This window comes from Mycobacterium sp. SM3041 (genome assembly GCF_039668335.1).
Lineage (GTDB): Bacteria > Actinomycetota > Actinomycetes > Mycobacteriales > Mycobacteriaceae > Mycobacterium.
In genome coordinates, this window is record NZ_JAYXBQ010000082.1 from 287777 (window position 1) to 312015 (window position 24239).

The 24239-nt window shown below is 69.0% G+C and carries 29 protein-coding genes; 6 read left to right on the forward strand and 23 right to left on the reverse strand.

Annotated features, from left to right (window positions below; genetic code table 11):
* Positions 1–5 precede the first annotated feature (5 nt).
* The gene (locus VXD91_RS30760) at positions 6–296 is read right to left on the reverse strand and encodes a DUF4229 domain-containing protein (RefSeq protein WP_020101231.1); all 291 of its coding nucleotides are present in this window, start codon (positions 294–296) and stop codon (positions 6–8) included.
* A gap of 76 nt (positions 297–372) precedes the next feature.
* On the opposite strand from VXD91_RS30760, the gene VXD91_RS30765 reads away from it, so the two are divergent.
* Complete coding sequence (locus tag VXD91_RS30765; RefSeq protein ID WP_020101230.1) at positions 373–516, forward strand: hypothetical protein; 144 nt, start codon at positions 373–375, stop codon at positions 514–516.
* A 7-nt stretch (positions 517–523) separates the two neighbouring features.
* Here VXD91_RS30765 and VXD91_RS30770 read toward each other — a convergent pair whose 3' ends face one another.
* From VXD91_RS30770 to VXD91_RS30810, 9 genes are all read right to left on the reverse strand, one after another.
* Positions 524–1585: an AAA family ATPase gene (locus VXD91_RS30770; protein ID WP_212807037.1), complete on the reverse strand. Its 1062-nt coding sequence runs from the start codon at positions 1583–1585 to the stop codon at positions 524–526.
* 23 nt (positions 1586–1608) lie between these two features.
* The gene (gene ccsB, locus VXD91_RS30775) at positions 1609–2577 is read right to left on the reverse strand and encodes a c-type cytochrome biogenesis protein CcsB (RefSeq protein WP_346417157.1); all 969 of its coding nucleotides are present in this window, start codon (positions 2575–2577) and stop codon (positions 1609–1611) included.
* On the reverse strand, positions 2574–4070 hold the full coding sequence (locus tag VXD91_RS30780) for a cytochrome c biogenesis protein ResB (protein ID WP_346417172.1): 1497 nt from the start codon (positions 4068–4070) through the stop codon (positions 2574–2576). The genes ccsB and VXD91_RS30780 overlap by 4 nt, the downstream gene beginning before the upstream one ends.
* Positions 4071–4177: 107 nt before the next feature.
* The gene (locus tag VXD91_RS30785; protein ID WP_212807040.1) at positions 4178–4948 is read right to left on the reverse strand and encodes a cytochrome c biogenesis CcdA family protein; all 771 of its coding nucleotides are present in this window, start codon (positions 4946–4948) and stop codon (positions 4178–4180) included.
* Positions 4945–5523: a TlpA disulfide reductase family protein gene (locus VXD91_RS30790; RefSeq protein ID WP_346417173.1), complete on the reverse strand. Its 579-nt coding sequence runs from the start codon at positions 5521–5523 to the stop codon at positions 4945–4947. The genes VXD91_RS30785 and VXD91_RS30790 overlap by 4 nt, the downstream gene beginning before the upstream one ends.
* Positions 5524–5552: 29 nt before the next feature.
* Complete coding sequence (locus tag VXD91_RS30795; RefSeq protein WP_346417158.1) at positions 5553–6161, reverse strand: histidine phosphatase family protein; 609 nt, start codon at positions 6159–6161, stop codon at positions 5553–5555.
* Positions 6158–7462: a glutamate-1-semialdehyde 2,1-aminomutase gene (hemL, locus tag VXD91_RS30800; protein WP_346417159.1), complete on the reverse strand. Its 1305-nt coding sequence runs from the start codon at positions 7460–7462 to the stop codon at positions 6158–6160. Before hemL ends, VXD91_RS30795 begins: the two co-directional genes overlap by 4 nt.
* 282 nt (positions 7463–7744) lie before the next feature.
* On the reverse strand, positions 7745–8131 hold the full coding sequence (locus tag VXD91_RS30805; protein WP_212807043.1) for a nitroreductase family deazaflavin-dependent oxidoreductase: 387 nt from the start codon (positions 8129–8131) through the stop codon (positions 7745–7747).
* 16 nt (positions 8132–8147) lie between these two features.
* Positions 8148–9476, reverse strand: a complete 1329-nt coding sequence (locus VXD91_RS30810; RefSeq protein ID WP_212807044.1) for an aspartate aminotransferase family protein — start codon at positions 9474–9476, stop codon at positions 8148–8150.
* Between the two features lie 127 nt (positions 9477–9603).
* On the opposite strand from VXD91_RS30810, the gene VXD91_RS30815 reads away from it, so the two are divergent.
* Positions 9604–9984: a nitroreductase family deazaflavin-dependent oxidoreductase gene (locus VXD91_RS30815; protein ID WP_064979305.1), complete on the forward strand. Its 381-nt coding sequence runs from the start codon at positions 9604–9606 to the stop codon at positions 9982–9984.
* Here VXD91_RS30815 and VXD91_RS30820 read toward each other — a convergent pair.
* Positions 9981–10373 (reverse strand): carboxymuconolactone decarboxylase family protein, encoded by a 393-nt coding sequence (locus VXD91_RS30820; protein WP_346417160.1) that lies wholly within the window; start codon positions 10371–10373, stop codon positions 9981–9983. The genes VXD91_RS30815 and VXD91_RS30820 overlap by 4 nt on opposite strands.
* Positions 10374–10586: 213 nt before the next feature.
* Between VXD91_RS30820 and VXD91_RS30825 the strand changes: the two genes are divergently transcribed.
* Together VXD91_RS30825 and VXD91_RS30830 are read left to right on the forward strand one after the other, a co-directional pair.
* Positions 10587–10871 (forward strand): DUF485 domain-containing protein, encoded by a 285-nt coding sequence (locus tag VXD91_RS30825; RefSeq protein WP_244872914.1) that lies wholly within the window; start codon positions 10587–10589, stop codon positions 10869–10871.
* Complete coding sequence (locus VXD91_RS30830) at positions 10871–12502, forward strand: cation acetate symporter (RefSeq protein ID WP_346417161.1); 1632 nt, start codon at positions 10871–10873, stop codon at positions 12500–12502. Before VXD91_RS30825 ends, VXD91_RS30830 begins: the two co-directional genes overlap by 1 nt.
* Here VXD91_RS30830 and VXD91_RS30835 read toward each other — a convergent pair.
* The 12 genes from VXD91_RS30835 to VXD91_RS30890 all read right to left on the reverse strand — a co-directional run bounded on the left by VXD91_RS30835 (position 12499) and on the right by VXD91_RS30890 (position 22573).
* Entirely contained in the window at positions 12499–13101 is a 603-nt protein-coding gene (locus VXD91_RS30835; protein WP_346417162.1) for a helix-turn-helix domain-containing protein, read from the reverse strand. The two genes, VXD91_RS30830 and VXD91_RS30835, sit on opposite strands and share 4 nt — an antisense overlap.
* A complete protein-coding gene (locus VXD91_RS30840) occupies positions 13085–13972 on the reverse strand; it encodes an oxygenase MpaB family protein (protein ID WP_346417163.1) in 888 nt (295 codons plus the stop codon). The genes VXD91_RS30835 and VXD91_RS30840 overlap by 17 nt, the downstream gene beginning before the upstream one ends.
* 177 nt (positions 13973–14149) lie before the next feature.
* Positions 14150–15361, reverse strand: coding sequence for an acyl-CoA dehydrogenase family protein (locus VXD91_RS30845; protein ID WP_212807050.1), 1212 nt, complete (start codon positions 15359–15361; stop codon positions 14150–14152).
* A 10-nt stretch (positions 15362–15371) separates the two neighbouring features.
* The gene (locus VXD91_RS30850; protein WP_212807051.1) at positions 15372–15614 is read right to left on the reverse strand and encodes a hypothetical protein; all 243 of its coding nucleotides are present in this window, start codon (positions 15612–15614) and stop codon (positions 15372–15374) included.
* Positions 15611–16111: a DUF3093 domain-containing protein gene (locus VXD91_RS30855; RefSeq protein WP_212807052.1), complete on the reverse strand. Its 501-nt coding sequence runs from the start codon at positions 16109–16111 to the stop codon at positions 15611–15613. The genes VXD91_RS30850 and VXD91_RS30855 overlap by 4 nt, the downstream gene beginning before the upstream one ends.
* Positions 16108–16512: a hypothetical protein gene (locus tag VXD91_RS30860; protein WP_346417164.1), complete on the reverse strand. Its 405-nt coding sequence runs from the start codon at positions 16510–16512 to the stop codon at positions 16108–16110. Before VXD91_RS30860 ends, VXD91_RS30855 begins: the two co-directional genes overlap by 4 nt.
* 132 nt (positions 16513–16644) lie before the next feature.
* Positions 16645–17136 (reverse strand): hypothetical protein, encoded by a 492-nt coding sequence (locus VXD91_RS30865; protein WP_318985683.1) that lies wholly within the window; start codon positions 17134–17136, stop codon positions 16645–16647.
* Entirely contained in the window at positions 17133–18113 is a 981-nt protein-coding gene (hemB, locus tag VXD91_RS30870; RefSeq protein ID WP_346417165.1) for a porphobilinogen synthase, read from the reverse strand. Before hemB ends, VXD91_RS30865 begins: the two co-directional genes overlap by 4 nt.
* A 10-nt stretch (positions 18114–18123) precedes the next feature.
* On the reverse strand, positions 18124–19800 hold the full coding sequence (locus tag VXD91_RS30875; protein ID WP_318985681.1) for a bifunctional uroporphyrinogen-III C-methyltransferase/uroporphyrinogen-III synthase: 1677 nt from the start codon (positions 19798–19800) through the stop codon (positions 18124–18126).
* 3 nt (positions 19801–19803) lie between these two features.
* The gene (hemC, locus tag VXD91_RS30880; protein ID WP_212807054.1) at positions 19804–20763 is read right to left on the reverse strand and encodes a hydroxymethylbilane synthase; all 960 of its coding nucleotides are present in this window, start codon (positions 20761–20763) and stop codon (positions 19804–19806) included.
* Positions 20764–20768: 5 nt separating this feature from the next.
* On the reverse strand, positions 20769–22139 hold the full coding sequence (locus VXD91_RS30885; protein ID WP_346417166.1) for a glutamyl-tRNA reductase: 1371 nt from the start codon (positions 22137–22139) through the stop codon (positions 20769–20771).
* 164 nt (positions 22140–22303) lie between these two features.
* The gene (locus VXD91_RS30890; protein ID WP_318985679.1) at positions 22304–22573 is read right to left on the reverse strand and encodes a glutaredoxin family protein; all 270 of its coding nucleotides are present in this window, start codon (positions 22571–22573) and stop codon (positions 22304–22306) included.
* A gap of 33 nt (positions 22574–22606) precedes the next feature.
* Between VXD91_RS30890 and VXD91_RS30895 the strand changes: the two genes are divergently transcribed.
* Positions 22607–23515: an HAD-IB family hydrolase gene (locus VXD91_RS30895; RefSeq protein ID WP_212807057.1), complete on the forward strand. Its 909-nt coding sequence runs from the start codon at positions 22607–22609 to the stop codon at positions 23513–23515.
* 71 nt (positions 23516–23586) lie between these two features.
* A complete protein-coding gene (locus tag VXD91_RS30900) occupies positions 23587–24117 on the forward strand; it encodes a MaoC family dehydratase N-terminal domain-containing protein (RefSeq protein WP_212807058.1) in 531 nt (176 codons plus the stop codon).
* The last annotated feature ends 122 nt before the right edge of the window (positions 24118–24239 follow it).

A 24239-nucleotide genomic window follows, 5' to 3' on the forward strand; every position in this document is an offset into this window, starting at 1 on the left:
CGGCGTCAGTCGCCGGCGGAATCCTCGCCGTGCAACCGGGCCTGCAGCTGCTCGCGCTCGGCGCGGCGACGCTCGTCGACGGCGGCGATCCCGGCGGTGGCCCGGCGGCGCAGCGGAGCGAACAGCCAGATGCCCAGCGGCATGCCGAGGACCAGCGCGAACAGCAGCGCCACCATGGCCGGGAAATCACGGATACCCAGCAACGCGACGACGCCGAAGATCGCGCCGGCAATCACCGCTACCAGCAGCAGGCGGGCGAGCGCGTAGAGAAAGACGTCGAGCAGCAAACGTGGCATGGACGGGGTGGCGGGCGCATCAGACACCGCACGAGTTTACCGACGGACGCGTATATTCGAATAAAGGAGGTTTTACGTGCAGTTCCTGCTCCTGATCACGCTGCTGGCGCTGTTGGCCTACGTGGGCTGGCGCGCCACTCGCGCCACGGCCGCGCGGCCGACCACGCGCGTCATCGGCCCGGATGACGATCCGGAATTCCTGCGCCGGCTCGGTTCGTAGCGACTCTTTACAGCGACAGCGGAAATCCGTCGGCGACGGCCACGGCCAATTCCAGCAACGCATCCCTGGTGTCCGGCCGGAGCCGGTCGAGACTGACCTCGGCACCCTCCTCCAGGTGCGGGTCGAACGGCACCACCTGCACCGCCCGGCACCGGCGGCCGAAGTGATCGACCACCTTGCGCAGATCGACCTTGCCGGACCGCGGACGCACGGCGTTGACCACCGCGACGGCGTTGCGCACCAGCTCCTGATGACCATGGGCGTCGAGCCAGTCGAGCGTCGCCGCGGCGCTGCGGGCACCGTCGACCGAGCCTGAGCTGATCACGACGAGCACGTCGGCGTGCGCGAGCACCGCACCCATGGCCGAATGCAGCATGCCGGTGCCACAGTCCGTCAGCACCAGCCGGTAGTACGGCTCCAGCACCGCCAGCGTGCGGGCGTAATCCTCAGAGCTGAACGCCTCCGACACCGCCGGGTCGCTCTCCGAGGCCAGCACTTCGAGCTGGCTCTCACCGCGCGAGGTGTAGTTGCGGACATCGCTGTAGCTGGAGATGCCCTCGGCATCGCGCAGGAGATGACGGACCGTCGCCGGCGTCTCCAGCGGCACCTTCTGGCTCAGGGTGCCGCGGTCCGGGTTCGCGTCCACCGCGATGACGCGGTCCCCGCGGATCGACGCGAACGTCGCCCCCAGCGTCGCGGTGATGGTCGTCTTCCCGACGCCGCCCTTCAGAGACAGCACCGCGATCCGGTAGCAGTCCCGCAGCGGGCGGTTGATCTGCGCGGTCAACCGGGCGCGGTGCAGGGTCTTGGGGCTGTCACCGGGATTGAGCAGGGTGCCGGTCGCGTAGTACAGCGCCTTGCGCCAGCCGGTCGACGGTGCGCGGCTCGGCCGGCTCAGCAGCGCGACCGTGGCGGGATCCAGGCTCCGCGGCTTCGCGGGTGTCGGCGCCAGGACCGGCGTCACCGCATGTGCGATGACGATGCGGGCCTCCGGCGCCGCGGTCGGCGTGGCGGCAGCGACGGGATCGGCCGGGTCCTTGAACCGGCCCTGGGCGCGGAATGAAGGCACGATCAGCCCCGACATCTGATGGCTCAGCCGACGCCGGCGTACGAATGCAGGCCGACGGTCACCAGGTTGATGAAGAACAGGTTGAACACCATCGCGACGAAGCCGACGACGTTGATCCACGCGGCCTTCTTGTCGCGCCAGCCCGCGGTGGATCGGGCGTGCAGGTAGGCGGCGTAGACGACCCACGCGACGAACGACACCGTCTCCTTGGGGTCCCAGCCCCAGTAGCGGCCCCAGGCCTCCTCGGCCCAGATGGCCCCGAAGATGACGCCGAACCCGAAGATCGGGAACGCGAAGATGGTGGTGCGGTAGGCGATGCGGTCCAGGGTCTGGGCATCCGGCAGGCGCTGGATCATCCGGCCGAACCCGTTGTCCTGATGTGCCAGCGGCGACATCTTGAGCAGGAACAGGATGCTGGCGACGCCGGCGACCAGGAACACGCCCGAACCCAGGCTCACGACCGAGACGTGGATGGGCAACCAGTACGACTGCAGCGCGGGCATCACCGGTGCGGCGTTGGTGTACAGGTACTTGACCGACACCGCCAGCAGGATCAGTTCGGGCACCAGGACGAAGACCCACAGCGCCCGGTACTGCGGCTTGCGCAGCACGATCGAGGCGGCGACCAACCCGCAGAAACTGGTGAGGTTGATGAACTCGTACATGTTGCCCCACGGCACCCGCATGGTGGCGAGGCCGCGCAGCACGATGCACACGAACAGCATCGCGATGCCGACATACACCAACGCGAGACCGACCCGACCGATCCGCTCGTCAACCGTCCGATTGGGTTCGTCGACGATCACGCCGGGGGTGGCGCTGTTCGCACCCACGCCCGCGCCGACCAGCTCCCGGGTCTCGACCTTCCGGCCACGGCTCGACGCCAGCTCGACGGCCAGCAAGACGAAAGCCAGGCACAGCACCGTCCAGGAACTGAAGAATGCCCAGTCCGAGTACCGGGCCAGGTCGATGTCGATGTGCTCTGTGTTCATCGCTTGTCCTCAATCAACCGCTCTGTGAGCTTTTCGAACTCGTCGCCCCACCCCGAGTTGTCCGTGCGGGCCAGGCCGCCGAGCTCGACGTTGACGGTACCCGGCCCGGCCGACACGATCCGAATCCAAACCCGGCGGCGGCGCACCACCAACGACACCAGCAGCCCGGCCATCATGGTCAGCGCGAACACGAGCACCCACACCTGCGCCGGGTCGTGCGACACCTGCACGTTGATGAACGGCACCGCGCCGTCGAACTTGATGACGGTGCCGTCGTCCAGCTTGGTCTGCTCGCCGGCCTTGAGGTTGACGCGCGCCTGCTTGGTGAGCCGCTTCTGGTCGATCAGCCGGGGGTCGAGCGAGAACAGCGACTGCGGGCGGCCGCTGTCGAGCCCGGTGTCGCCGCGGTAGATGTCGATGGCCACCGCGGGCGCGTTCATCGCCGGGAAGCTCGAGGACAGCAGCTTGCCGTCGAGTTCGGCGGTCGGGGCGAACAGGCCCTGGATGGCGATCTGGTGCTTGCGCCGCTCGCGGTCGTCGGGATAACTGCCGCCCGGCGGGTCGATGCGCGCGACACCCGAGGACAGCAGCGTCAGCGCGTTCTCGGGCTTCCACTGCACCGTCGACGTGCGGGTCTGGCCGTTCGGGAACGTGACGGTGAACGTCGGCGCGTAGCCGTGGCCCTGCAGGTAGATGCGCTCGCCGCCGATCCGCAGCGGGTGGTTGACCTCCAGCCGGTACGGCCGCCAGGTGCCGCTGACCAGGTCGGCGCCGTCCTGGTAGTCGATGTTCGCCGCGAATGCCGTGGCCTGCCCGCTCGGCAGGTACCGGGCGTCGAAGTCGTGGACCCGCAGGCAGCTGGGGTGCAGTGAGGTGCCGTCGACGACGTTGCCGGCGCGGAACGAGTCGAACGCGGCCGGGGAGGCCGAGCAGAATCCGGGCCCGCCGTCGGCGATGACGATGACGTTGCCCTCGTAGCCGAACATCTTGCCGAACGCGATGGCCACCAGCAGGCCCAGCAGCGAGAAGTGGAAGACGATATTGCCGAACTCGCGCAGGTAGCCCTTCTCCGCCGAAATCTCGCGAGTGCCGTCGTCGAGCGTGCGGGTGGTCTGGCGCCAGCCCTTGAGCCGCCCCGCCATGCGGTCGGCGACGGCGTCCGGCTCACCCGGCACGGAGGCCTGCGCGTGCTTGGGCAGCCGCGCCAGGTTCCGCGGCGCCGGCACCGGGACGGCGCGCAGGCTGCGGATGTGCTCGATCATGCGGGGCGTCAGGCAGCCCACGAGCGAGACGAACAGCAGCACGTAGATCGAGGTGAACCAGAAGCTCGAGAACACCGAGAAGGCCTGCACCTTGTCGAGCCACGGCCCGATCGTCGGATGCTGCGCCAGGTATTCGTCGACCTTGCCGGCGTTGAGCGAACGCTGTGGCAGCAGCGCACCCGGGATGGCGCCGAGCGCCAGCAGGAACAACAGCACCAGGGCAGTGCCCATCGACGTCAGCGTCCGCCAGGTGTTGCGGAACAGTGCGACCACCCGGGAGAGCGGGCCGGGGCGGCGGGTCTCGCCGCCCGACACGGCGTCGGGCGCGGAAACGTCGGTCATATCGGGAGCCTCACGTTGCTGACGAAGGCGTCGCGCACCCACGAGGTGAAGTCGTTCCACACGCCGGTGACCAGCGCGGTGCCGACGACGATCAGCAGCAGGCCGCCGAAGATCTGGATGGCGCGGGTGTGCCGGCGCAGCCAGCCCAGGCCCTGCACGGCGCGGGCCGACCCGAAGGCCAACAGCACGAACGGAATGCCGAGACCCAGGCAGTACGCGATCACCAGCGCGATGCCGCGGGCGACGCTGGCGCCGTCACTGGCCGAGGCCACCGCGATGACGCCGGTGAGCGTCGGCCCCAGGCACGGGGTCCAGCCCAACCCGAACACCGCGCCCAGCAAGGGGGCGCCGACGACCGTCGACACCTGGCGCGGCGTGAACCGCACCTGACGCTGCAGCGCCGGCACGAGCCCGATGAACACCAGGCCCATCAGCACCGTGACGACGCCGCCGATGCGTTGCAGCAGAAGCTGATTGGCGATGAGGGTCGTCGTAAGGCCGAGTACCGCGACCGCGCCCATGAGGAACACCGCGGTGAAGCCCGCGACGAACAACGCCGCCGCGCCGGCCACGCGCCAGCGGGCGGTACGCACTTTTGTCGTGCCCTCTGTGTCGTCCACCCCGACCACCGCGGCCAGATACGACAGGTACCCGGGCACCAGCGGCACCACGCACGGCGACGCGAACGACACCAGGCCGGCCAGCACGCTCACCCCGAGGGCCACCAACAGCGGTCCGGCTGCGGCGGTTTCGGCGAAGGAGGTCATGCCTTGCCCTCTTTGGCGAGCCGCTCGACGACGGGCTTGAGGTCGTCGGCCAGCAGCTCCCGCAGGAACACCGCGGCCACCCGGTGCTGACGGTCCAGCACCAGCGTCGACGGGATGACCGTCGTCGGGTACTTGCCGCCGAACGCGATCATGGTGCGCATCGCCGGGTCATAGATGGACGGGAACGTCACCTTGTGGTCGACGACGAAGTCGACGGCGGCCTGCCGGTTGTTGTCGCGCACGTCGATGCCGAGGAACGCGACGCCCTGCGCCTTGGTCTGCTCGTACACCTTCTCGAGCTCGGCGATCTCCGAGCGGCACGGGCCACACCACTGCCCCCACACGTTGATCACCACGACCTGGCCGGAAAAGTCGTCCAGGGACAGGGTTTTCGACGGATCCGTGAGCGACGGGCCGCGCACCGCGCCCGGCTTGCCGCGGCTCGCCGGCGGGTCGTAGAAGATGTCGGTCTTGCCGCCCGGCGCCACGAACTCGAAGGTGCCGCCCTGCGCGACGGCGTCGTCACCGGTGGAGCAGCCGACGAGCAGCACGGCCGTCGTCAGGACGGCCGCCATCACTGCCCCGGCACGGGCCACCAGCGAAGTCACTGTCCGGCCAGCTCCGCATATCCCCAGCCGACCATCTGGTCGCCGTGGAAGTAGAACGACGTCACCGACGCCAGATTGCACATCCGCTTGGTCGGGAAGTGGTGCAGGTTCTTGCCGAGCATCGCGCGGCGCAGCGTCTCCACCGGCAGCTGATGGCTGACGCACACCGCCTCGTGTCCCATGCCCTTGATGCGCGCCCGGTCAACCGCGGCCGTCATGCGCGCCGCGATGTGCTTGTACGGCTCACCCCAGGACGGGGTCTTCGGGTCACGCAGGTGCCACCAGTTGCGCGGGTCGCGCAGGGCGCCGTCACCCGGCGAGACACGCTGTCCCTCAAACACATTCGTCGACTCGATGAGCTCGGGATCGGTGTCGATCGGCAGGCCGTGGCGGGCCGCGATGGGCGTCGCGGTCTCCTGCGCGCGCTCCAGCGGCGAGGCCACGACGTAGACGATGTCGCGCTCGGCCAGCCACCCGGCGACCGCCTCGGCCTGCGCCTGCCCACGCTCGGAGAGATGGAAATTGGGCTTGCGGCCGTACAGGATCTTGTCCGGGTTGTGCACCTCGCCGTGCCGCATCACGTGCACGATCGTCTTGTCGGTCATGCGGGCTCCTGAGCTTGGGCGGCGGCCTGCGCGGCGGCGGGCAGCGCGGCGGCGATCCGGTCGAACGCAGCGTCGTCGAGTGCGGCCGAGACGAACCAGGTTTCGAAGGCGCTGCACGGCGGGTAGACCCCGGCGTCCAGCAGGGCGTGGAAGAACGCCGGGTAGCGCCAGGTCTCGGTGGCCTTCGCGGTTTTGAAGTCGACGACGTCCCCGTCACCGAAGAACACCGTCAGGAAGTTTCCGGCGCGCGAAATCCGGTGCGCGACAGAGGCTTCGGTGAGCGCGTCGGTCAGCAGTCCGGACAACCGGTCGGCGTTGACGTCGAGGGCGCGGTAGACGGCGTCGTCCGCGGCGCGCAGCGTGGCCAGGCCCGCGGCCATCGCGACCGGGTTCCCGGACAGCGTCCCGGCCTGGTACACCGGGCCGAGCGGCGCCAGCCGTTCCATCACCTCGGCGCGACCACCGAACGCGGCGGCGGGCAGGCCGCCGCTCATCACCTTGCCGAAGGTGAACAGGTCGGCCGCGACCGGGTCGAGGCCGTACCAGCCGCCACAGCTGACGCGGAAGCCCGTCATCACCTCGTCGATGATGAGCAGCGCGCCGTGCTCGGCGGTGATCTGCCGCAGCGCGGCGTTGTAGCCCGCGGCCGGCGGGACGGTGCCCATGTTGCCGGGGCTGGCCTCGGTGATGACGCAGGCGATCTGGTCGCCCGCCGCGGCGAACGCCTCTCGGACCGCGTCGAGGTCGTTGTACGGCAGCACGATGGTGTCGGCAGCGGCCGCCCCGGTGACGCCCGGCGACGACGGCAGGCCCAGCGTCGCGACGCCGGAGCCGGCGTCGGCCAGCAGCGCGTCGCTGTGGCCGTGGTAGCAGCCGGAGAACTTGATGATCTTGGGCCGGCCGGTGAAGCCGCGGGCCAGCCGGATGGCGCTCATGGTGGCTTCGGTGCCGGAGTTCACGAAGCGGATGCGCTCGACGGGAGCGACGCGATCGATGATCTCGCGCGCCAGCTCCGTCTCGGCGGGTGTCGGGGCGCCGAACGACAATCCGTTGACGGCGGTGGTCTGCACGGCCTCGACCACTGCGGGGTGGGCGTGGCCCAGGATCATTGGTCCCCATGAGCACACCAGGTCGACGTAGCGGTTGCCGTCGGCGTCGGTGAGCCAGTAACCGTTGGCCGAGGTGATGAAGCGAGGGGTGCCGCCGACCGAGCTGAAGGCCCGCACAGGCGAGTTGACCCCGCCGGGGATCACGGTCGACGCGTCGGCGAACAGTTTCGCGGAGACGTCGGTAGAGCGCATGACGACCAGTGTCCCAGCCGCGCGCGAATGGACCAACTACAGGGTGTAGGAGCTGGCTCACGCTGCGGCGGGAGATCGCGCCGATCCCGGCGGTCGCGAGGCGAGGCCCAGGTACCCAGCAGGCCCGGTCAAGTCTGCGACCGACGACCTCGATGCCGCCGAATGTGCAGTCAGCGCTTCGTTTTCACGATTCTTGCGCGCTGGTTGCACATTCGGCGACAACGGCTGACACCGGAGTGGTGCGTGGGTCTGACGCGACGGGTGTGACCCGCGGGCCAGCCCCTAGTTCTGCGGCGTCAGCTTGAACACCGGGTGGTCGGCGTCATCGGGCAGCTCGCGCCAGTACTGGTCGACGACCTTGCCGGCCAGCGGCCGGTACGCCGCGATGATCGGCGCCCGGTCCGCGACCGGAATCTCGCTGGCCAGGTAGTTCGCCTTGCCGAGCGCCACCACCGGGTTCTCCCGGACGTTCTTCACCCACGCCGACTCGCCGCGCGTCGACACCAGGTACTTCACCCCGTCCACCTCCGGCACCACGACCGGGATGCGCTGCGGCACGTGGTTGGAGCTGCGGGTGACCGTCAGGGTCTGGCTCCCGCCGATGCCGGTCAGCCGCGCGATGGGGTTGAAGACATGGACGACGAACCACGGCGGCTTGAGGTAGGCCATGAGCCAAAGCCTATGGCTACACCGCGCTCAGCGCATCGTCCAGAATGTCCAGCCCGCGCTTGGCGTCGTCGATGCTGATGTTGCACGGCGGCACCAGGTGGAAGCGGTTGTAGTTCATGAACAGCAGCAGGCCGTTCTGCTTGGCCCGCGCGTTGATGGCGCCCATCTCGGGCGACGACCCGCCGTACGGAGCCAGCGGCTCCTTGGTGGCGCGGTCCTTGACCAGCTCGACCGCCCAGAACACACCGAGACCACGGACGTCGCCGATGATGTCGTGCTTCTCGGCCAGCGCCGCCAGGCCCGGTCCGAAGACGTCGGTGCCGATCAGTTCGGCGTTCTCGACGATCTTCTCGTCGTGCATCGCGGTGATGGTCGCGACCGACGCCGCACACGCCAGCGGGTGGCCCGAGTAGGTGAGCCCGCCGCCGTACGGCTGCTCCAGGAAGCGCTCGAGGATCTTGTCGCTGACGATGACGCCGCCGAGCGGCACGTAGCCGGAGTTGACGCCCTTGGCGAACGTGATGAGGTCGGGGGTGACGCCGTAGTTGTCCAGCGCGAACCACTTACCGGTGCGGCCGAAGCCGGCCATGACCTCGTCGAGGATCATCACGATGCCGTACTGGTCGCACAGCTCGCGCACGCCCTGCAGGTAGCCGGGCGGCGGCGGCATGATGCCGACGGTGCCGGGCACCGACTCCAGGATGATCGCGGCGAACGCCGACGGGCCCTCGAACTCGATGACCGAGCGCAGGTGCGCCAGGGCGCGCTCGGACTCTTCCTCCTGCGTCAGCGAATTGAACTGGCTGCGGTACAGGAAGGGCCCGAAGAAGTGCGTGGTGCCCTCGGTGCCGTAGTCGTTGCCCCAGCGGCGGACGTCGCCGGTGAGGTTGACCGTCAGCGCGGTGCCGCCGTGGTAACTGCGGTAGGTCGACAGCGTCTTGTAGCGGCCGGTGAACACGCGCGCCATGCGGATGGCGTGCTCGACGGCGTCGGCGCCGCCGTTGGTGAAGAACACCCGGTTGAAGCCCTCGGGGGCGACCTGGCAGATCAGGTCGGCGGCCGTGGCGCGGGCCTCGTTGGCATGCTGCGGCGCGATGGTGCACAGCTTGGCGGCCTGCTCGGCGATGGCGGCGACGACCTTCGGGTGCTGGTGGCCGATGTTGGTGTAGACGAGCTGGCTCGAGAAATCGAGGAGCCGGTTGCCGTCACCGTCGATGAGGTAGCTGCCCTCGGCACCGGTGAAGACCATCGGATCGAGCTTCCCCTGGGCCGACCACGAGTGGAATACGCGGCTGCGCTCCAGGTCATAGATCCGGCGGGCGTCAGCGTTGGCGGGCGCAGGCATGCATTCCTCCTCGAAGATGAATCAGCGGGTTACGGGCTGGTGTGCGACACCGCGTCGTCGCCGCTACCGGTCGGTAACTTTACTCGCTCCCCTGGCCGCCCCAACCACGATGGCGCACGATGGGGACATGCAGATTCCGCAGTCGGTCGCACGCTTCAACCGTCGGGTCACCAACCCCATCCAGCGGCTGTGGGCCGGCCGCGCGCCAACGTTCGGCATCCTCGAACACGTCGGGCGTAAGTCCGGCAAGACGTTCCGGACGCCGCTGACGGTGTTCACCACTGCCGACGGTTTCGCCATCCTGCTGACCTACGGCCCCGACCGTGACTGGCTCAAGAACATCACCAAGGCCGGCGGCGGCAAACTGACCCGGCGCGGCCAGACGTACGACGTCGTCGACCCGCGCGTGGTGAGCAAGGAGGACGCCGCCCCGCTCATCACCGGATCGCTGCGTAAGGTGTTCCCGCGCTTGCCTTTTGAGCAGGCCGTGCTGTTGCGCCGGGCCTAGTCCGAGCGCGTCTCGTCGAGCACCTGCTGCACCACGCGCATCGCGCTCAGTGCCGCGGGCGCACCGCAGTAGCCGGTGGCGTGGATGATCGCCTCGACGATCTCGTCGCGGGTGAGGCCGTTGTTGAGTCCGCCCCGGACGTGGCCGGCGAGCTCTTCATGGGCCCGCAGCGCCGTCAGCATGCCGAGGTTGAGCAAGCTGCGGTCGCGGCGGCTCAGACCCGGCCGGTTCCACACCGCGTCCCACACGTGCTCGGTGACGAAGCGCTGGATCGGTTCCGATTCGGTGCCGCTGGTGCGGGCCAGTGCGCGGTCGACGAACTCGTCGCCCATCACCTGACGGCGGGTGGCGATTCCGGCGTCGAACGCCGAAGCTGGCTCGCTGGTCATCTCTGGGCCTTTCTCTCGGGTGGCTGCGGCAGACCGTAGCGCAGCGCGACCGGAACCGAATTCGGTGAACAGAACGCGATACCGGTCGCGAGTGACCCAGCTCTCAATTAGGTTCATGCCCGATCCACCCTCACAGCCAACTGTCAGGAGCCCTCGGTGCCCGAAACCGACCGTCCCGAGAGGGTTGCCCCCACCGGGGAGCAGTTCCTCGCCATGCAGGCCAGCCCCGAGTTCCAGGAGTTGCGAACCAGGCTGCGCCGCTTCGTGTTTCCGATGACCGCGTTCTTCCTGCTGTGGTACGGCCTCTACGTCGCGCTCGGCGCCTTCGCCCATGACTTCATGGCCATCCGGGTGTTCGGCAACATCAATGTCGGGCTGCTGATCGGGCTGGGTCAGTTCCTGACGACGTTCGTGATCACCGGGCTGTACGTGCGCTTCGCCAACCGCGAGCTCGACCCGCGGGCTGCCGCCATCCGTGAAGAACTCGAGGGCGCCTGATGAACACCACCGTGCTGGCCGCCGCCACCGTCGGCAACCCCGTCGCCAACATCGGCATCTTCAGTGTGTTCGTCGTCGTCACGATGGTCGTGGTCATCAAGGCCAGCAAGCGCAATGCCACAGCCGACGAGTTCTTCACCGGCGGCCGCGGTTTCTCCGGCCCGCAGAACGGCATCGCCATCGCCGGCGACTACCTGTCGGCCGCGAGCTTCCTCGGCATCGCCGGCGCCATCGCCGTCTACGGCTACGACGGCTTCCTGTACTCCATCGGCTTCCTCGTCGCCTGGCTCGTGGCGCTGCTGCTGGTCGCCGAATTGCTGCGCAACACAGGCAGATTCACCATGGCCGACGTGCTGAGCTTCCGGCTCAAGCAGCGCCCGGTCCGGCTGGCCGCGGCCACCTCGACGCTGACGGTGTCGCTGTTCTACCTCCTGGCCCAGATGGCCGGGGCGGGCGGTCTGGTCGCGCTGCTGCTCGACGTGAAGAGCCGGGGCGGCCAATCGATCGTGATCGCCGTCGTCGGCGTCCTGATGATCGTCTACGTGCTGGTCGGCGGCATGAAGGGCACCACGTGGGTGCAGATCATCAAGGCCGTGCTGCTGATCACCGGCGCCGCCCTGATGACGGTCATGGTGCTCGGCAAGTTCGGGTTCAACTTCTCCGACATCCTCGGTTCGGCCCAGTCGGCCATCTCGCACGCCACCACCAAGGGCGTCTCCAGCCGCGACGTCCTGGCGCCCGGCGCGCAGTACGGCGGTTCGCTCACCTCGAAGATCAACTTCGTCTCGCTGGCACTGGCGCTGGTGCTGGGCACCGCGGGCCTGCCGCACGTGCTGATGCGCTTCTACACCGTGCCGACCGCGAAAGAGGCACGGCGGTCGGTGGTTTGGGCCATCGCGCTGATCGGTGCCTTCTACCTGTTCACGTTGGTGCTCGGATATGGCGCCGCCGCCCTGGTGGGACCGGACCGCATCCTCAAGGCCGCCGGTGGCGTGAACTCCGCCGCCCCGCTGCTGGCGTTCGAACTCGGCGGCGTGATCCTGCTCGGCGTCATCTCGGCGGTGGCGTTCGCGACGATCCTGGCGGTCGTGGCGGGCCTGACCATCACCGCGTCGGCGTCCTTCGCGCATGACATCTACGCCTCGGTTCTCAAGTCCCACAAGGTGACCGAGGACGAGCAAGTGCGGGTGTCCCGGATCACGGCGGTGGTGCTGGGCGTGTTCGCGATCGGCCTCGGCATCCTGGCCAACGGTCAGAACGTGGCGTTCCTGGTGGCCCTGGCGTTCGCCGTGGCGGCCGCGGCCAACCTGCCGACGATCCTGTACTCGCTGTACTGGAAGCGGTTCAACACCCGCGGCGCGCTGTGGAGCATGTACGGCGGCCTGATCTCGACCATCGTGCTGATCGTCTTCTCCCCCGCGGTATCGGGCAGCAAGACGGCGATGATCCCGGGTGCGGACTTCGCGTACTTCCCGCTGGCCAACCCCGGCATCGTGTCCATCCCACTGGCATTCGTGCTCGGCATCATCGGCACGCTGACGTCGTCGGACACCGGGGATCCCGAACTGGCCGCCGAGATGGAGGTGCGGTCACTGACCGGGGTGGGCGCCGAGAAGCCCGTCGCGCACTAACCCCGCACGGGCGAGTTCGTCCGCAACGCCGCCGGCAGGCTCGGCACGAAATGCCGTGCGGCGAAAGCCCGGATCTCCTCGGCACTGTCGAGCGCCTCGACACTGGGCAGCAGCAGCACCATCGCCGCGTAGCGCAGGATGGTGTCGGCCAGGTCGTTGACGGTCTGTTCGCCGATGCGGTCGGCGAAACCCTCCGGGAAGATGACGCGCAGCGCCGCCGCCATCCGGCCGACGGCCGCCCCGTAGTGCCGCTGCATGAGTTCGATGACGAGCGCGGGCTCGTCGATCATCATCCGGTTCAGCACGCGGTGCCGCCGGAACCGCAGGATCGACAGCGTGAACGCCTCGACGTACAGATCCGATTGGGGCCCAGCGTTTTTCAGCTCGCGGGCGATGTCGTCGAACAGCACTACGTTCTCGCGCTCGACGACGGCGGCCACCAGCTCGTCGCGGTTGGCGAACCGCCGGTAGATGGTGGTGCGGCTGACACCGGCGCGGCGCGCCACGTCATCGAGGGCGACGCGGCGGAAGCCGTGCTGCTCGAACTCGACGAGCGCGGCGTCGAGGATCGCGGCCGTCGCGTCAGCGGGCACGCGCATAGCCCTTCTGCGCAAAGCTGTTGTACCGCACCGACATCGGCAACCGGTCCCACACCCAGTTCACCGGCTTGCTGCGCCAGGCCGCGGCGAACAACTGGTAGGCGCGTTCCTGCCGGTCGGACCAGGGCAACTCCAGCAGGTCCCGCGCCCGCGGCGGGAGGCCGCCGGTGGTCAGGAACGCCGCGACGGGGTTGAACACCACCGCGATGACGCGCCACACCGCCGGGTTGACGGCCTTGGGCGCCGGAAAGCCTTTTGTCACATAGCCGACGCCGTACCGCGCCGTCTTGTGCGGCACCGCGACCTCGTTGATCATCCGGTCCCAGTACTCCTCGAACTCGGCGTAGGTGGCCGGCATGGGCCGGTCGCTGACGCCGTAGCGGCGGTACCAGGTCTTGGACTCGAGGTAGATCTGTTCCTTCTCGGCGTCGGTCAGCCGCTTGACGAAGGTGTCCGCGAAATACAGCACCTGCTCGACGAATGTCGCGTGCGCCCAGTAGTACGTCTCCGGGTCGAGTGCGTGGTAGCGGCTGCCGTCGGGCATGTCGCCCTTGATCTCGCGATGGAAGTCGCGGACCTGCGTGCCGGTGTTGTCGTCGTCGGTGCCGTAGACGGTGCGGAAGATCGGCGGCAGCGACCGCTTGATGCGCGCCGAGGTGTCCGCGAAGAACACCGAATGGTCCAGCACGCCCTGGCCGAGCTGGGCGAGCATGTTCTGCAGGACCGCCGGCCGCGGGCCGATCAGGTACATCCGGTTGTCGCCGAAGTACTTCCACACCAGCGAGTCCGGCCCCAGTGGCAGGGCGTCGACTTTCCCCGTCGCTCCGCTCGCCCCGGCGACGAGCTCAGACTGCTCCGCAAGTTCGGTCATGCGGAACAGTGTTACAAATTTTGCACTCTGTAACAACCCCTGCTCCCGCCATTTCCCGCGAGCGTCCGTGTCTGCGGACGACACGCCGTCACCTGCGTACAAAAACGTCCCGCTCAGCCGTGCCGAGCGGGACGTTGTTGTACATGCGCCGTGCCACAGCCGGCACCGTCGCGGACGTTATTTGAGCGGCAACCCCGTGATCGCGCGCGACATCACGAGCCGCTGAATCTCGCTGGTGCCCTCGAAGATCGTGAAGATCTTGGCGTCGCGGTGCCACCGCTCCACCGGGTAGTCGCGCGTGTAGCCGTTGCCGCCCAGAATCTGGATGGCCTCGTCGGTCACGTAGACCGCGGTCTCGCTGGCGACGAGCTTGGCCATCGAGCCCTCGGCGTTCTCGAACGGCATGTTGTTGCGCGCCATCCAGCCGGCGCGCCACACCAGCAGCCGCGCCGCGTCGATCCGGGACTTCATGTCGGCCAGCTTGAACGCGACGGCCTGGAAGTCCCCGATCTTGCGGCCGAACTGCTCGCGCTCCTGCGCGTATCCCAGCGCGTACTCGTACGCCGCGCGGGACACCCCGAGCGCCATGGCCCCGACGGTCGGCCGCGTCCGCTCGAACGTCTTCATCGCCACCTGACCGGCCGAGCTCTTACCCTCGCGGGTGCGGGCCACCCGCTCCTCGAACTTCTCCCGGCCACCGACGATCAGGCGGCCCGGCAGCCGGACGTCGTCGAGCACGACCTCGGCGGTGTGCGACGCCCGGATGCCGTGCTTCTTGAACTTCTGACCCTGACTGAAACCCTTGGTGCCCGGCGGGATGATGAAGCTGGCCTGGCCGCGCGAGCCCAATTCCGGGTACACCGAGGCAACGACGATGTGCACGTTGGCGATGCCGCCGTTGGAGGCCCACGTCTTGGTGCCGTTGAGCACCCATTCATCGGTCGCCTCGTCGTACCGCGCCCGGGTGATGATCGACGAAACGTCCGATCCCGCACCGGGTTCCGACGAACAGAACGCGGCCAGCTTGGGCTCGTTGATATCGCCGTACATCTGGGGCAGCCACTCACCCAGCTGTTCCATGGTGCCGTTGGCAGCCAGCGACGCGGCGGCCAGACCGGTTCCCATGATCGACATCGAAATTCCGGCGTCACCCCAGAACAATTCTTCGACCGCGACGGGCATACCGAGCCCGGTCTCCTCGGCCGTCTGGGCAGCAAAGAACTCCATGGAGTAGAGGCCGACCTTGGCCGCCTCCTGCAGGATCGGCCACGGCGTCTCTTCGCGCTCGTCCCACTCCTCTGCCGCCGGACGGATCACGTCAGCAGCGAACTCGTGAACCCAGTCCCGGACCTGGCAGACGTCGGCAGACAGTTCTAGCGAAAAAGACATGCGCGACACACTACTTGGCGCGCCGCCACCTCGCCGTACCCACCACGGCGAGCACCCCGGCCAGGGTCGCCAGCAACAACGACAACGAGATGAACGACGGGTCATAGAGCACCGATGTCTTCACCGGCTCGCCGGGGATCACCGGCGCGACGTCGGCGATCGACGACGCGGCCAGCCAACTCACCACCGAGCCGACGGCCGCCAGCACCGCCGCGACCAGCGCGCCGGCCGCCACGATCTTGTCGCGGCTCATTCGTCGTCGTCCTCACCGAGTTCGCGCACACCCAACGCCTCCAGCTGGGCCCGCAGCCCGCGATGACGCCGTGCCCACGCCTGCCCGCTGCGCTCACCGGTCAGCTTGACGCCGATTCCCGTGCGGCCGCGCGGAACGCCCGTCAGCTCCCCGAACGCCCGGTACGACTGCCAGCGCGGCACGTCGGCACCTCGCGCCTCCGGGAACATCCCGACCATGTCCGCGACGCGGACGGACTCGGTGCCCTGCCGCAGGTACTCGGGCGTCAGCTCCACCGACGTGTGCAGCCGCGCCGCCTTGACCTGTAACGCCAGGAACCCGGTGACGAGGACGAGGAACACCACCGGCACGAGCGGATCCACCCGGTGCGCCGACCACAACTGCATCGCCGCGATGGAGGCACCGGAGAACGGGCCGAGCGCCAACCACCACCAGCTGGCACCGACCTCGTGGAAGAGAACCTGCTCGGCGTCGGTGTCAGTCGGCGCGTCCGTCATGCGTTGGCCTTTCCGTCGAACCAGGTCTGCGCCTGCGGCCGGGTGATCGTGACCGCGCCGGCGATCAACGGCAGCAGCGCCACCAACGACAGCAGCTGTGCCACTCCCAGCAGCGCGAGGAGGCCGACGACGATGACGATCGCCATGGACAACGCGACCGCGGCCCGACGAAACCGGTTGTCCCCCGCGCGGGCACGGCCGGCGGAAAAGGCCATGGCGGCGCCGGCGAGGGCGGTGATGGCGCCGAAGCCCACCACCAGAGTCCGGTATGCGGCGGGCACCTCCGCGGTGGCGGTCAACATGCCGCCGACCATCAGGAGCACGGCGGCCACCAGCCAGCACCAGAAAGCGACGGTCACGGCCTGTGGTCGGACCGGCGAAGAGGGCGTGGGCTCAGTCATATCCGGGCCAGCCTAGCGGGCCACATGTGCGTTCACGTCGACCTGGGCGCCCGCGAGCGGCCCGGAAATGTACGCGTTGCGCGGCGTGTCGCCGTACAGACACGGCCGCTCGCGGAGGTTGGGGGCGGGAAGTCAGCGGACGAAGAAGGCGTTCGAGTCGGGGCGGTGCAGGAGGTAGACGCCACCGCCGATCAGCACGGCGCCGCCGATGCCGCATACCGCGTAGCCCAGCGCCGCGGCCGCACCGTGGTAGTTGGCGAACAGATTGGTGGTCAGGTACAGGATCGTGGCCGCAGACCCGCCGGTCAGGATGCTGCGTGCCCACCGGTACCCCTGCCGCAGCAGCACCAGGAACGTGGCCACCAGGACGACGATGATGAACAGCATCAGCCCGGACACCGCGTACGCGTACCCCGACACCTCCCGCTCGGGCGTCGTCAGCAGGTTGATGACGTAGCCGATCACCGACAGTGGCAGCGCGGCCGTCCACAGCCAGAAACCGGTGACGACGTCCTGCGGCATCTCCTGCGGCTCGGGTGCGGGGCCCTCCGGCCCCGGACCCGGATGCGGCGGGTACTGCGGGTGGTAGGGGTTCTGCGGGTCGTGCGGGTTGAGTGGGTTCACCGCAGCCAGCCCGCGACGTCCGTCGCCCAGTACGTGAGGACGATGTCGGCACCGGCGCGCCGAATGCTGACCAGCGACTCCAGAACCGAGGACCGCAGGTCGATCCAGCCGTTGGCCGCCGCCGCGCTGATCATCGCGTACTCCCCCGAAATCTGGTATGCCGCAACGGGTACCGGCGAAATCTCGGCAGCGGCACGCACCACGTCCAGGTAGCTCATCGCGGGCTTGACCATCACCATGTCGGCACCTTCGGCGAGGTCCAGCTCGATCTCGCGCACCGCCTCGCGGGCGTTGCCCGGATCCTGTTGGTAGGTACGGCGATCGCCCTGCAGGCTCGAGCCAACGGCCTCGCGGAACGGGCCGTAGAACGCCGACGCGAACTTGGCGGCGTAGGCCAGGATCGCGACGTCGCTGTGCCCGGCGTGGTCCAGCCCGTCGCGGATGGCGGCGACCTGGCCGTCCATCATGCCGCTGGGACTGACCACATGCGCGCCGGAATGCGCTTGCGCCACAGCAAGTTTGATGTACTGCTCGTTGGTGGCGTCGTTGTCGACGCGGCCGTGCACGTCGAGGACACCGCAATGCCCGTGGTCGGTGAACTCGTCCAGGCAGGTGTCGGCCATCAGCACGGTGGCGTCGCCCAGGTCCGAATTCAGGTCGCGCAGCGCCACATTCAGGATGCCGTCGGGGTTGACGCCCTCGGAGCCGGTGGCGTCCTTGTCACCGTCGCACGGGACACCGAACAGCATCAGCCCGCCGACACCGGCCTCCACGGCTTCCGCCGCGGCGCGACGCAGCGACTCCCGGGTGTGCTGCACGACGCCGGGCATCGAGTTGATCGGGCGCGGCTCGGAGAGCCCGTCGGCGACGAACATCGGCAGCACCAGATGCCGTGGCTCCAGCGAGGTTTCGGACACCAGCCGCCGGAGCGCCGGGGTGGTACGGAGTCGCCGCGGCCGATGCCTGGGAAATGCCATGTGTCCGAGTTTAGCGGCGCCGGCTCTTCTTCCGCGGCGGCGGCAGCGCACCCTCGGCGCGCAGGCGAGCGGCGTGCTCGGCCAGCGCCTCGACCAGCGGGCCGACAGCGGCGGTCTCCGGCTGCACGTCCACGCGCAGACCGAATTCGGCTGCGGTTTCAGCGGTTTTCGGGCCGATGCAGGCGACGATGGTCCGGGCGTGCGGCTTGCCGGCGATACCGACCAGGTTGCGCACCGTGGAGCTCGAGGTGAAGCAGACGGCGTCGAAACCACCGGTCTTGATCATCTCGCGGGTGTGCGCCGGCGGCGGTGCCGCCCGGACGGTGCGGTAGGCCGTGACGTCCTCGATCTCCCAGCCGCGCTCGCGCAGGCCCTCGGCCAGCGTCTCGGTGGCGATGTCGGCACGCGGCAGCAGCACACGGTTCACCGGGTCGAAAATGTCGTCGTAGTCCGGGAATTCGTCCAGCAGGCCCAGCGACGACTGCTCACCGGCAGGCACCAGCTCGGGGTTGATACCGAACGCGCGCACCTTGTCCGCGGTGGCCTGACCGACACAGGCGATCTTCACACCGGAGAACGCGCGGGCGTCCAGACCGAACTCGTTGAACTTCTCCCACACCGCACGCACCGCGTTGGTGGAGGTGAACACCACCCACTGGAAGCGGCCGTCGACCAGACCCTTGACCGCACGCTCCATCTGGGCGGGGCTGCGCGGCGGCTCGACCGCGATGGTCGGCACCTCGATCGGCAGGGCGCCGTGGCCCACGAGCCGATCGCTCATCTCGCCGGCCTGGTCCTTGGTGCGCGGCACCAGCACGGTCCAGCCGTACAACGAGCGGCTCTCCCACCAGTTCAGCTTGGCCCGGTGGGCCACGGTCTTGCCGATGGTCACGACCAGCGGGCCCGCCAGCGGACCGACCGGCTCGGGGCCGACCGGCTTCTCCAGCACGGCCTTGTCCAGCAGCCCGGCCAGCGTGGTCTCGATGGACCGCTGCTGGCAGGTGGTGCCGTTGGCCGTCACGACACACGGGGTGTTGTCGGTGAGGCCGTATTCGATCAGGGTGCGGGCGGCGTCCGGCAGGTGCGACACCGTCGCGTGCAGGATCAGCGGCCCGGGGGCGGCGGCCAGCGCGGCCCAGTCGACGTCACCGCGGACATCGGCCACGGTGTGCGACGAACCGACGGGCAGGCCCGCGTAGGTCGGCACCGCCGTCGACGACGGCAGACCCGGCACCAGCTCGAAGTGCGCGGCGGTCTTGGCCAGGGCGTTCACCTCGGTGATGACCGAGTCGACCGACAGCGGGTCGCCGGCGACCAGACGCACCACGTCGACGCCGGTCTTCGCCTCGGCGATGAGCAGCTTGGCCACCTCGGTGGGGTCGCCCAGCGCGGGGCGCACGTCGACACCGTGCGGGAACGTCATGGCCGGCGCGGCGGGCTTGTCCGCCGGCGCCTCATCGGTCTTGGTCTCGGCCGGCTCGGCGTCGGCCGGGTGCGGCCCGGACGTCGGCGGCAGATCGGTACCGATCAGCGCCAGCACCGCCTCGGGCACATCAGGGTCGGTGAAGACCAATGCCGCATGCGCCAAGACGTTCCGCGCACGCGTCGTCAACAGGCCCGGGTCACCGGGGCCGGAACCGACAAAGGTGATGCGGCCGGGCTTGTGCTTACGCACTCGGGTCGTCATCTCTCACTCCCGCTCTACAGTCCGCTGATCCAACACGTCGCGCGCACCCAGGTCGAACAACTCCGCGGCCAACGAGAGCCCCAGCTCCCGTGCCCGTTCGGGGGTCCCGATCCCGGACGCCCGGATCACGTCGGATCCGTCCAGAGCCGCCACGCAACCGCGCAACGACAGCTCTTCGAAGACTCGGCCGTCCTCGTCGATGGACTCGACCACTTCCGCGATCGCACCCACCGGCGCGGAACAACCCGCCTCCAGTTCGGCCAACAGGACTCGTTCGGCAGTGATCGCGGCACGCGTGTCGGGATCGTCCAGCTTTCCCAGCAGCGTCGCCAGCTCGGTGTCACCCACTCGGCACTCGACCGCGAGGGCGCCCTGCGCCGGCGCTGGCAACATCTGCACCGGCTCGAGGCTCTCGGTGACGGCGTCGAGCCGTCCGATACGGGCCAGACCCGCTCGGGCGACGACAACAGCGTCGAGATCACCACTACTTACCCTGTTCAACCTGGTATCTAGGTTGCCTCGTAGGGGGCGGATTTCCAAACCGAGACCCAGTGCTCTAAGCTGTGCCGCCCGTCGCGGGCTCGACGTGCCGATCACGGAGCCGGCCGGCAACTCGCCGAGGACCAATCCGTCGCGCGCCACGAGAGCGTCCCGAGGGTCTTCGCGCGGCGGCACGGCGGCGATGACGAAACGCTCGTCGGGCGCCGTCGGCAAATCCTTGTACGAGTGCACGGCGACGTCGATGCGGCCGTCGGCCATGGCGTGCCGCAGCTCGGCGGTGAACACACCGATGCCGATGTCCGCGACGGGCGCCTGCGACCGGTCGCCTTCGGTGCTGATGATGACCAGCTCCGCGGGCTGCCCCAGAGCTACCAGAGCGTCACGGACGGTGCCGGCCTGCGTGGTGGCCAGAAGGCTGCCCCTGGTGCCGATCCGGACAACGTTTTCGAGGGTGGATACCAACCGGGTTACTCAGCCTTGTCGTGGTGGGGATGCGGCTCACCGGCCGCCAAATCTGGTGCCACCAAAGGCAGTTCGCCGGCGGACACCGCGTCGATGGCCTGCGGGTCGAGCTCGAACAGCTCCCGCAGCGCCTCGGCGTAGCTGTCACCGCCGGGTGCGCTGGCCAGCTGCTTGACCCGCACCGTCGGCGCGTGCAGCAACTTGTCCACCACCCGGCGAACGGTCTTCGCGACCTCGTCGCGATGCGCGGCCTCCAGGCCCGGAACGCGGTTGTCGAGCCGCAACAACTCCGCCTCGACGACGTCCGCGGCCCGCTGGCGCAGGGCGGTGACGGTCGGGGTGACCTCGGCCATCCGCTGGCCGGCCAGGTAGCTGGCGACCTCCGCGGCGACGATCGAGCGGGCCGCCTCGGCGTCCGAGGCCGCGGCCCGGGCCGACGGCTCCCGCTGGATCCGGTCCATGTCGATCATGTACACGCCGGGCAGGCCGGCAATCGCGCCGTCGACGTCGCGGGGCATGCCCAGGTCGCAGATCACCAGCTGGCGGTGCTCCGGGCGGTTCATCAGCCCGCGGTGCGCGTCGGCCAACGACACCACCGGACGCACCGCGCCGGTACACGCGACGACGACGTCGGCATTACCCAGCGCGACGGCGATGTCGTCCAGGGTGTGCGCGGCCGCCTCGACGCCCTGGGCCTTCAAGTTCTCGACCATGCGCTCGGCCCGCGGCAGCGAGCGGTTCACCACCTCGACGCGGGCGATCCCGGCGCGCGTCAGATGCGCGGCGGCCAGGGCACCCATGGAGCCGGCGCCGATCACGGCGGCCGTCAGCCCGGTCAGCGACGTCAGCTTGGCCTTGGCCATGTCGAGCGCCACCGACACCACCGAGGCGCCGGCGGCGTCGATGCCGGTCTCGGAATGCACGCGCTTACCGACCGACAGCGCCCGCTGCGACAGCTCGTGCAGGGTCCGGCCGACGGTCTGGTGGGCCTCGGCCGAGGTGTAGGCGCGGCGCACCTGCCCCAGCACCTGCGCCTCGCCGATGACGGCCGAGTCCAGGCCACTGGCGACGGCGAACAGATGCTCGACGGCCGCCTCGGCGTACCGCACGTAGGCGTATTTGGTGAGGTCCTGCAGGGACATGCCGGACCGCTCGGAGAGCACCGAGCCGATCACCGAGAGCCCGCCGTGGAAGGCGTCGACCACCGCGTACACCTCGACCCGGTTACAGGTGGAGAGCACCATGGCCTCGGTGACCAGAGAGGACTGCAGCAGCAGCTCGATGATCTTGGCCTGTTCGGCCTCGTCGGTGCTGAGCTGCTCGATCACGGAAACCGGCGCGCTGCGGTGTGAAACCCCGAACAGCAGGACGCTCACGGCCTCATCACCTCGTAGCACCTCCGTTGGGCAAGAAGGTTTCCCGGGCCTCTTCTGGCCGCAGGAACGCCTTCAAAGCTAGCCGCTCACCAGCCCGCCGACCAAATTTGCTATACGCACGCCGGGCCCCGGGGCACCCGCGCTGACCGGCCCGCTTCGCCCGGTCAACCTGCCAGGTCGGCCCGCAACTGCTCCTCGTCGACCTCCCAGTAGCTGTGCTCAACGTCATCGAGGAGCACCACGGGCAGGCGATCGCCGAATTCCGCACGCAGGGCCGTGTCCCCCGCCGCCGCCAGGACATCGACGTCCGTGCTCGTCAGGACGAATCCGAGCTCGTCGCACAGCTCCGCCAGCTGAGCCGCCGCGCGCTCGCACATGCTGCAACCGGCCCGGGTGAGCAACGTCACGCGGTGGCTGTTCCCTGATCGATCCACGCGTAACAGTATGGCGTGACCTAGTGTTGAACCGTGTCCGAATCCAGCCCCGTAACTGCCGACGAGCCCACGGGCACGCCCGTGCCCTCCGGAGCTGATGACGCCGCTGAACTCGATGCCGCCGAGCGTGATTCCGGAGCCGACGAACCGGCCGCCCCGGTGCTCCCACCGCCGCCCGACCTCACCGCGGCGGCGTTCTTCGACGTCGACAACACCCTGGTGCACGGCTCGTCGCTGGTGCACTTCGCCCGCGGCCTGGCCGCCCGCGACTACTTCAAATACTCGGACCTGGCCCGTTTCGCCTACGCACAGGCCAAGTTTCAGGTCACCGGCAAGGAGAACAGCGACGACGTCGCCGCCGGCCGGCGCAAGGCGCTGTCCTTCATCGAGGGCCGGCAGACCGCGGAACTGGAAGCGCTCGGCGACGAAATCTACGACGAGATCATCGCCGACAAGATCTGGCAGGGCACCCGGGCGCTGGCACAGATGCACCTCGACGCCGGCCAGCAGGTCTGGCTGGTCACCGCGACGCCCATGGAGCTGGCGCAGACCATCGCCCGCAAGCTGGGGCTGACGGGCGCGCTCGGCACCGTCGCCGAGTCGGTCGACGGCGTCTTCACCGGCCGGCTGGTCGGCGAGATCCTGCACGGGGTCGGCAAGGCGCACGCGGTCCGTCAGCTGGCCATCAGGGAAGGCCTGAACCTGCGCCGCTGCACCGCCTACTCGGACAGCTTCAACGACGTGCCGATGCTGTCGCTGGTCGGCACCGCCGTCGCGATCAATCCCGATGCCGCGCTGCGCGACGTCGCACGCGAACGGGGCTGGGAAATCCGGGATTTCCGGACCGCCCGCAAGGCCGCCCGCATCGGCGTGCCCTCGGCGCTGGCCCTGGGCGCGGTCGGCGGGGCGCTGGCGGCCATGGCGTCGCGCAAGGGCAACTAGGGACGCGCGGCCACCGCACCACGGGCGCAGCGCGCAGGTCAGCCACTCGAACGCTGATAGGCTCACGCGCCATGGGCATTGCGGACGACATCATCGGAACCCACTTCCGGTACCCGGATTACTTCGAGGTCGGCCGCGAGAAGGTCAAGGAATTCGCGCAGGCGGTCCAGGACGACCACCCGGCCCATTTCTCCGAGGAAGCGGCCGCCGAGTGCGGCTCGGACACCCTGATCGCGTCGCTGACGTTCATCGCCGTCGCGGGCCGGCGGGTCCAGCTCGAGCTGTTCAACCAGTTCGACGTGCCGATCAACCTGGAGCGCGTGCTGCACCGCGACCAGAAGCTGATCTTCCACCGCCCGATCAAGGTCGGCGACCGGCTGTGGTTCGACTCGTACCTGGACTCGGTGATCGAGTCGCACGGCACGGTGATCGCCGAGATTCGCGCCGAGGTCACCGACGACTCCGGTGAGCCGATCATGACGAGCATCGTCACGATGCTGGGCGAGGCCCAGAACGACGACGAAGCCGGCGAGGTCAGCGCGCAGATCGCCGCGGCCCGCGACGCCGCCATCGCGAAAATGGTTGCCGCGCAAAAGGGTTGAGCCCCTTACCGCGAGCGGCCGTGTTTGTACGGCGACACGCGGTGAACGCCGGGCAGTAGCGTGCCACTCGCGCGCGACGAGCGGCCGCAAAATGCACGCGCAATGCGGCGTGTCTGCGTACA

What these genes read in the sequence shown, in the direction of transcription:
- VXD91_RS30760 (WP_020101231.1), bottom strand. Translation starts at nt 296, where the DNA reads ATGCCACGTTTGCTGCTCGACGTCTTTCTCTACGCGCTCGCCCGCCTG.
- ccsB (WP_346417157.1), bottom strand. Translation starts at nt 2,577, where the DNA reads ATGAACACAGAGCACATCGACATCGACCTGGCCCGGTACTCGGACTGG.
- VXD91_RS30780 (WP_346417172.1), bottom strand. Translation starts at nt 4,070, where the DNA reads ATGGGCACTGCCCTGGTGCTGTTGTTCCTGCTGGCGCTCGGCGCCATC.
- VXD91_RS30785 (WP_212807040.1), bottom strand. Translation starts at nt 4,948, where the DNA reads ATGACCTCCTTCGCCGAAACCGCCGCAGCCGGACCGCTGTTGGTGGCC.
- VXD91_RS30790 (WP_346417173.1), bottom strand. Translation starts at nt 5,523, where the DNA reads ATGGCGGCCGTCCTGACGACGGCCGTGCTGCTCGTCGGCTGCTCCACC.
- VXD91_RS30795 (WP_346417158.1), bottom strand. Translation starts at nt 6,161, where the DNA reads ATGACCGACAAGACGATCGTGCACGTGATGCGGCACGGCGAGGTGCAC.
- hemL (WP_346417159.1), bottom strand. Translation starts at nt 7,462, where the DNA reads ATGCGCTCTACCGACGTCTCCGCGAAACTGTTCGCCGACGCGTCGACC.
- VXD91_RS30805 (WP_212807043.1), bottom strand. Translation starts at nt 8,131, where the DNA reads ATGGCCTACCTCAAGCCGCCGTGGTTCGTCGTCCATGTCTTCAACCCC.
- VXD91_RS30810 (WP_212807044.1), bottom strand. Translation starts at nt 9,476, where the DNA reads ATGCCTGCGCCCGCCAACGCTGACGCCCGCCGGATCTATGACCTGGAG.
- VXD91_RS30815 (WP_064979305.1), top strand. Translation starts at nt 9,604, where the DNA reads ATGCAGATTCCGCAGTCGGTCGCACGCTTCAACCGTCGGGTCACCAAC.
- VXD91_RS30820 (WP_346417160.1), bottom strand. Translation starts at nt 10,373, where the DNA reads ATGACCAGCGAGCCAGCTTCGGCGTTCGACGCCGGAATCGCCACCCGC.
- VXD91_RS30825 (WP_244872914.1), top strand. Translation starts at nt 10,587, where the DNA reads ATGCAGGCCAGCCCCGAGTTCCAGGAGTTGCGAACCAGGCTGCGCCGC.
- VXD91_RS30830 (WP_346417161.1), top strand. Translation starts at nt 10,871, where the DNA reads ATGAACACCACCGTGCTGGCCGCCGCCACCGTCGGCAACCCCGTCGCC.
- VXD91_RS30835 (WP_346417162.1), bottom strand. Translation starts at nt 13,101, where the DNA reads ATGCGCGTGCCCGCTGACGCGACGGCCGCGATCCTCGACGCCGCGCTC.
- VXD91_RS30840 (WP_346417163.1), bottom strand. Translation starts at nt 13,972, where the DNA reads ATGACCGAACTTGCGGAGCAGTCTGAGCTCGTCGCCGGGGCGAGCGGA.
- VXD91_RS30845 (WP_212807050.1), bottom strand. Translation starts at nt 15,361, where the DNA reads ATGTCTTTTTCGCTAGAACTGTCTGCCGACGTCTGCCAGGTCCGGGAC.
- VXD91_RS30850 (WP_212807051.1), bottom strand. Translation starts at nt 15,614, where the DNA reads ATGAGCCGCGACAAGATCGTGGCGGCCGGCGCGCTGGTCGCGGCGGTG.
- VXD91_RS30855 (WP_212807052.1), bottom strand. Translation starts at nt 16,111, where the DNA reads ATGACGGACGCGCCGACTGACACCGACGCCGAGCAGGTTCTCTTCCAC.
- VXD91_RS30860 (WP_346417164.1), bottom strand. Translation starts at nt 16,512, where the DNA reads ATGACTGAGCCCACGCCCTCTTCGCCGGTCCGACCACAGGCCGTGACC.
- hemB (WP_346417165.1), bottom strand. Translation starts at nt 18,113, where the DNA reads ATGGCATTTCCCAGGCATCGGCCGCGGCGACTCCGTACCACCCCGGCG.
- VXD91_RS30875 (WP_318985681.1), bottom strand. Translation starts at nt 19,800, where the DNA reads ATGACGACCCGAGTGCGTAAGCACAAGCCCGGCCGCATCACCTTTGTC.
- VXD91_RS30900 (WP_212807058.1), top strand. Translation starts at nt 23,587, where the DNA reads ATGGGCATTGCGGACGACATCATCGGAACCCACTTCCGGTACCCGGAT.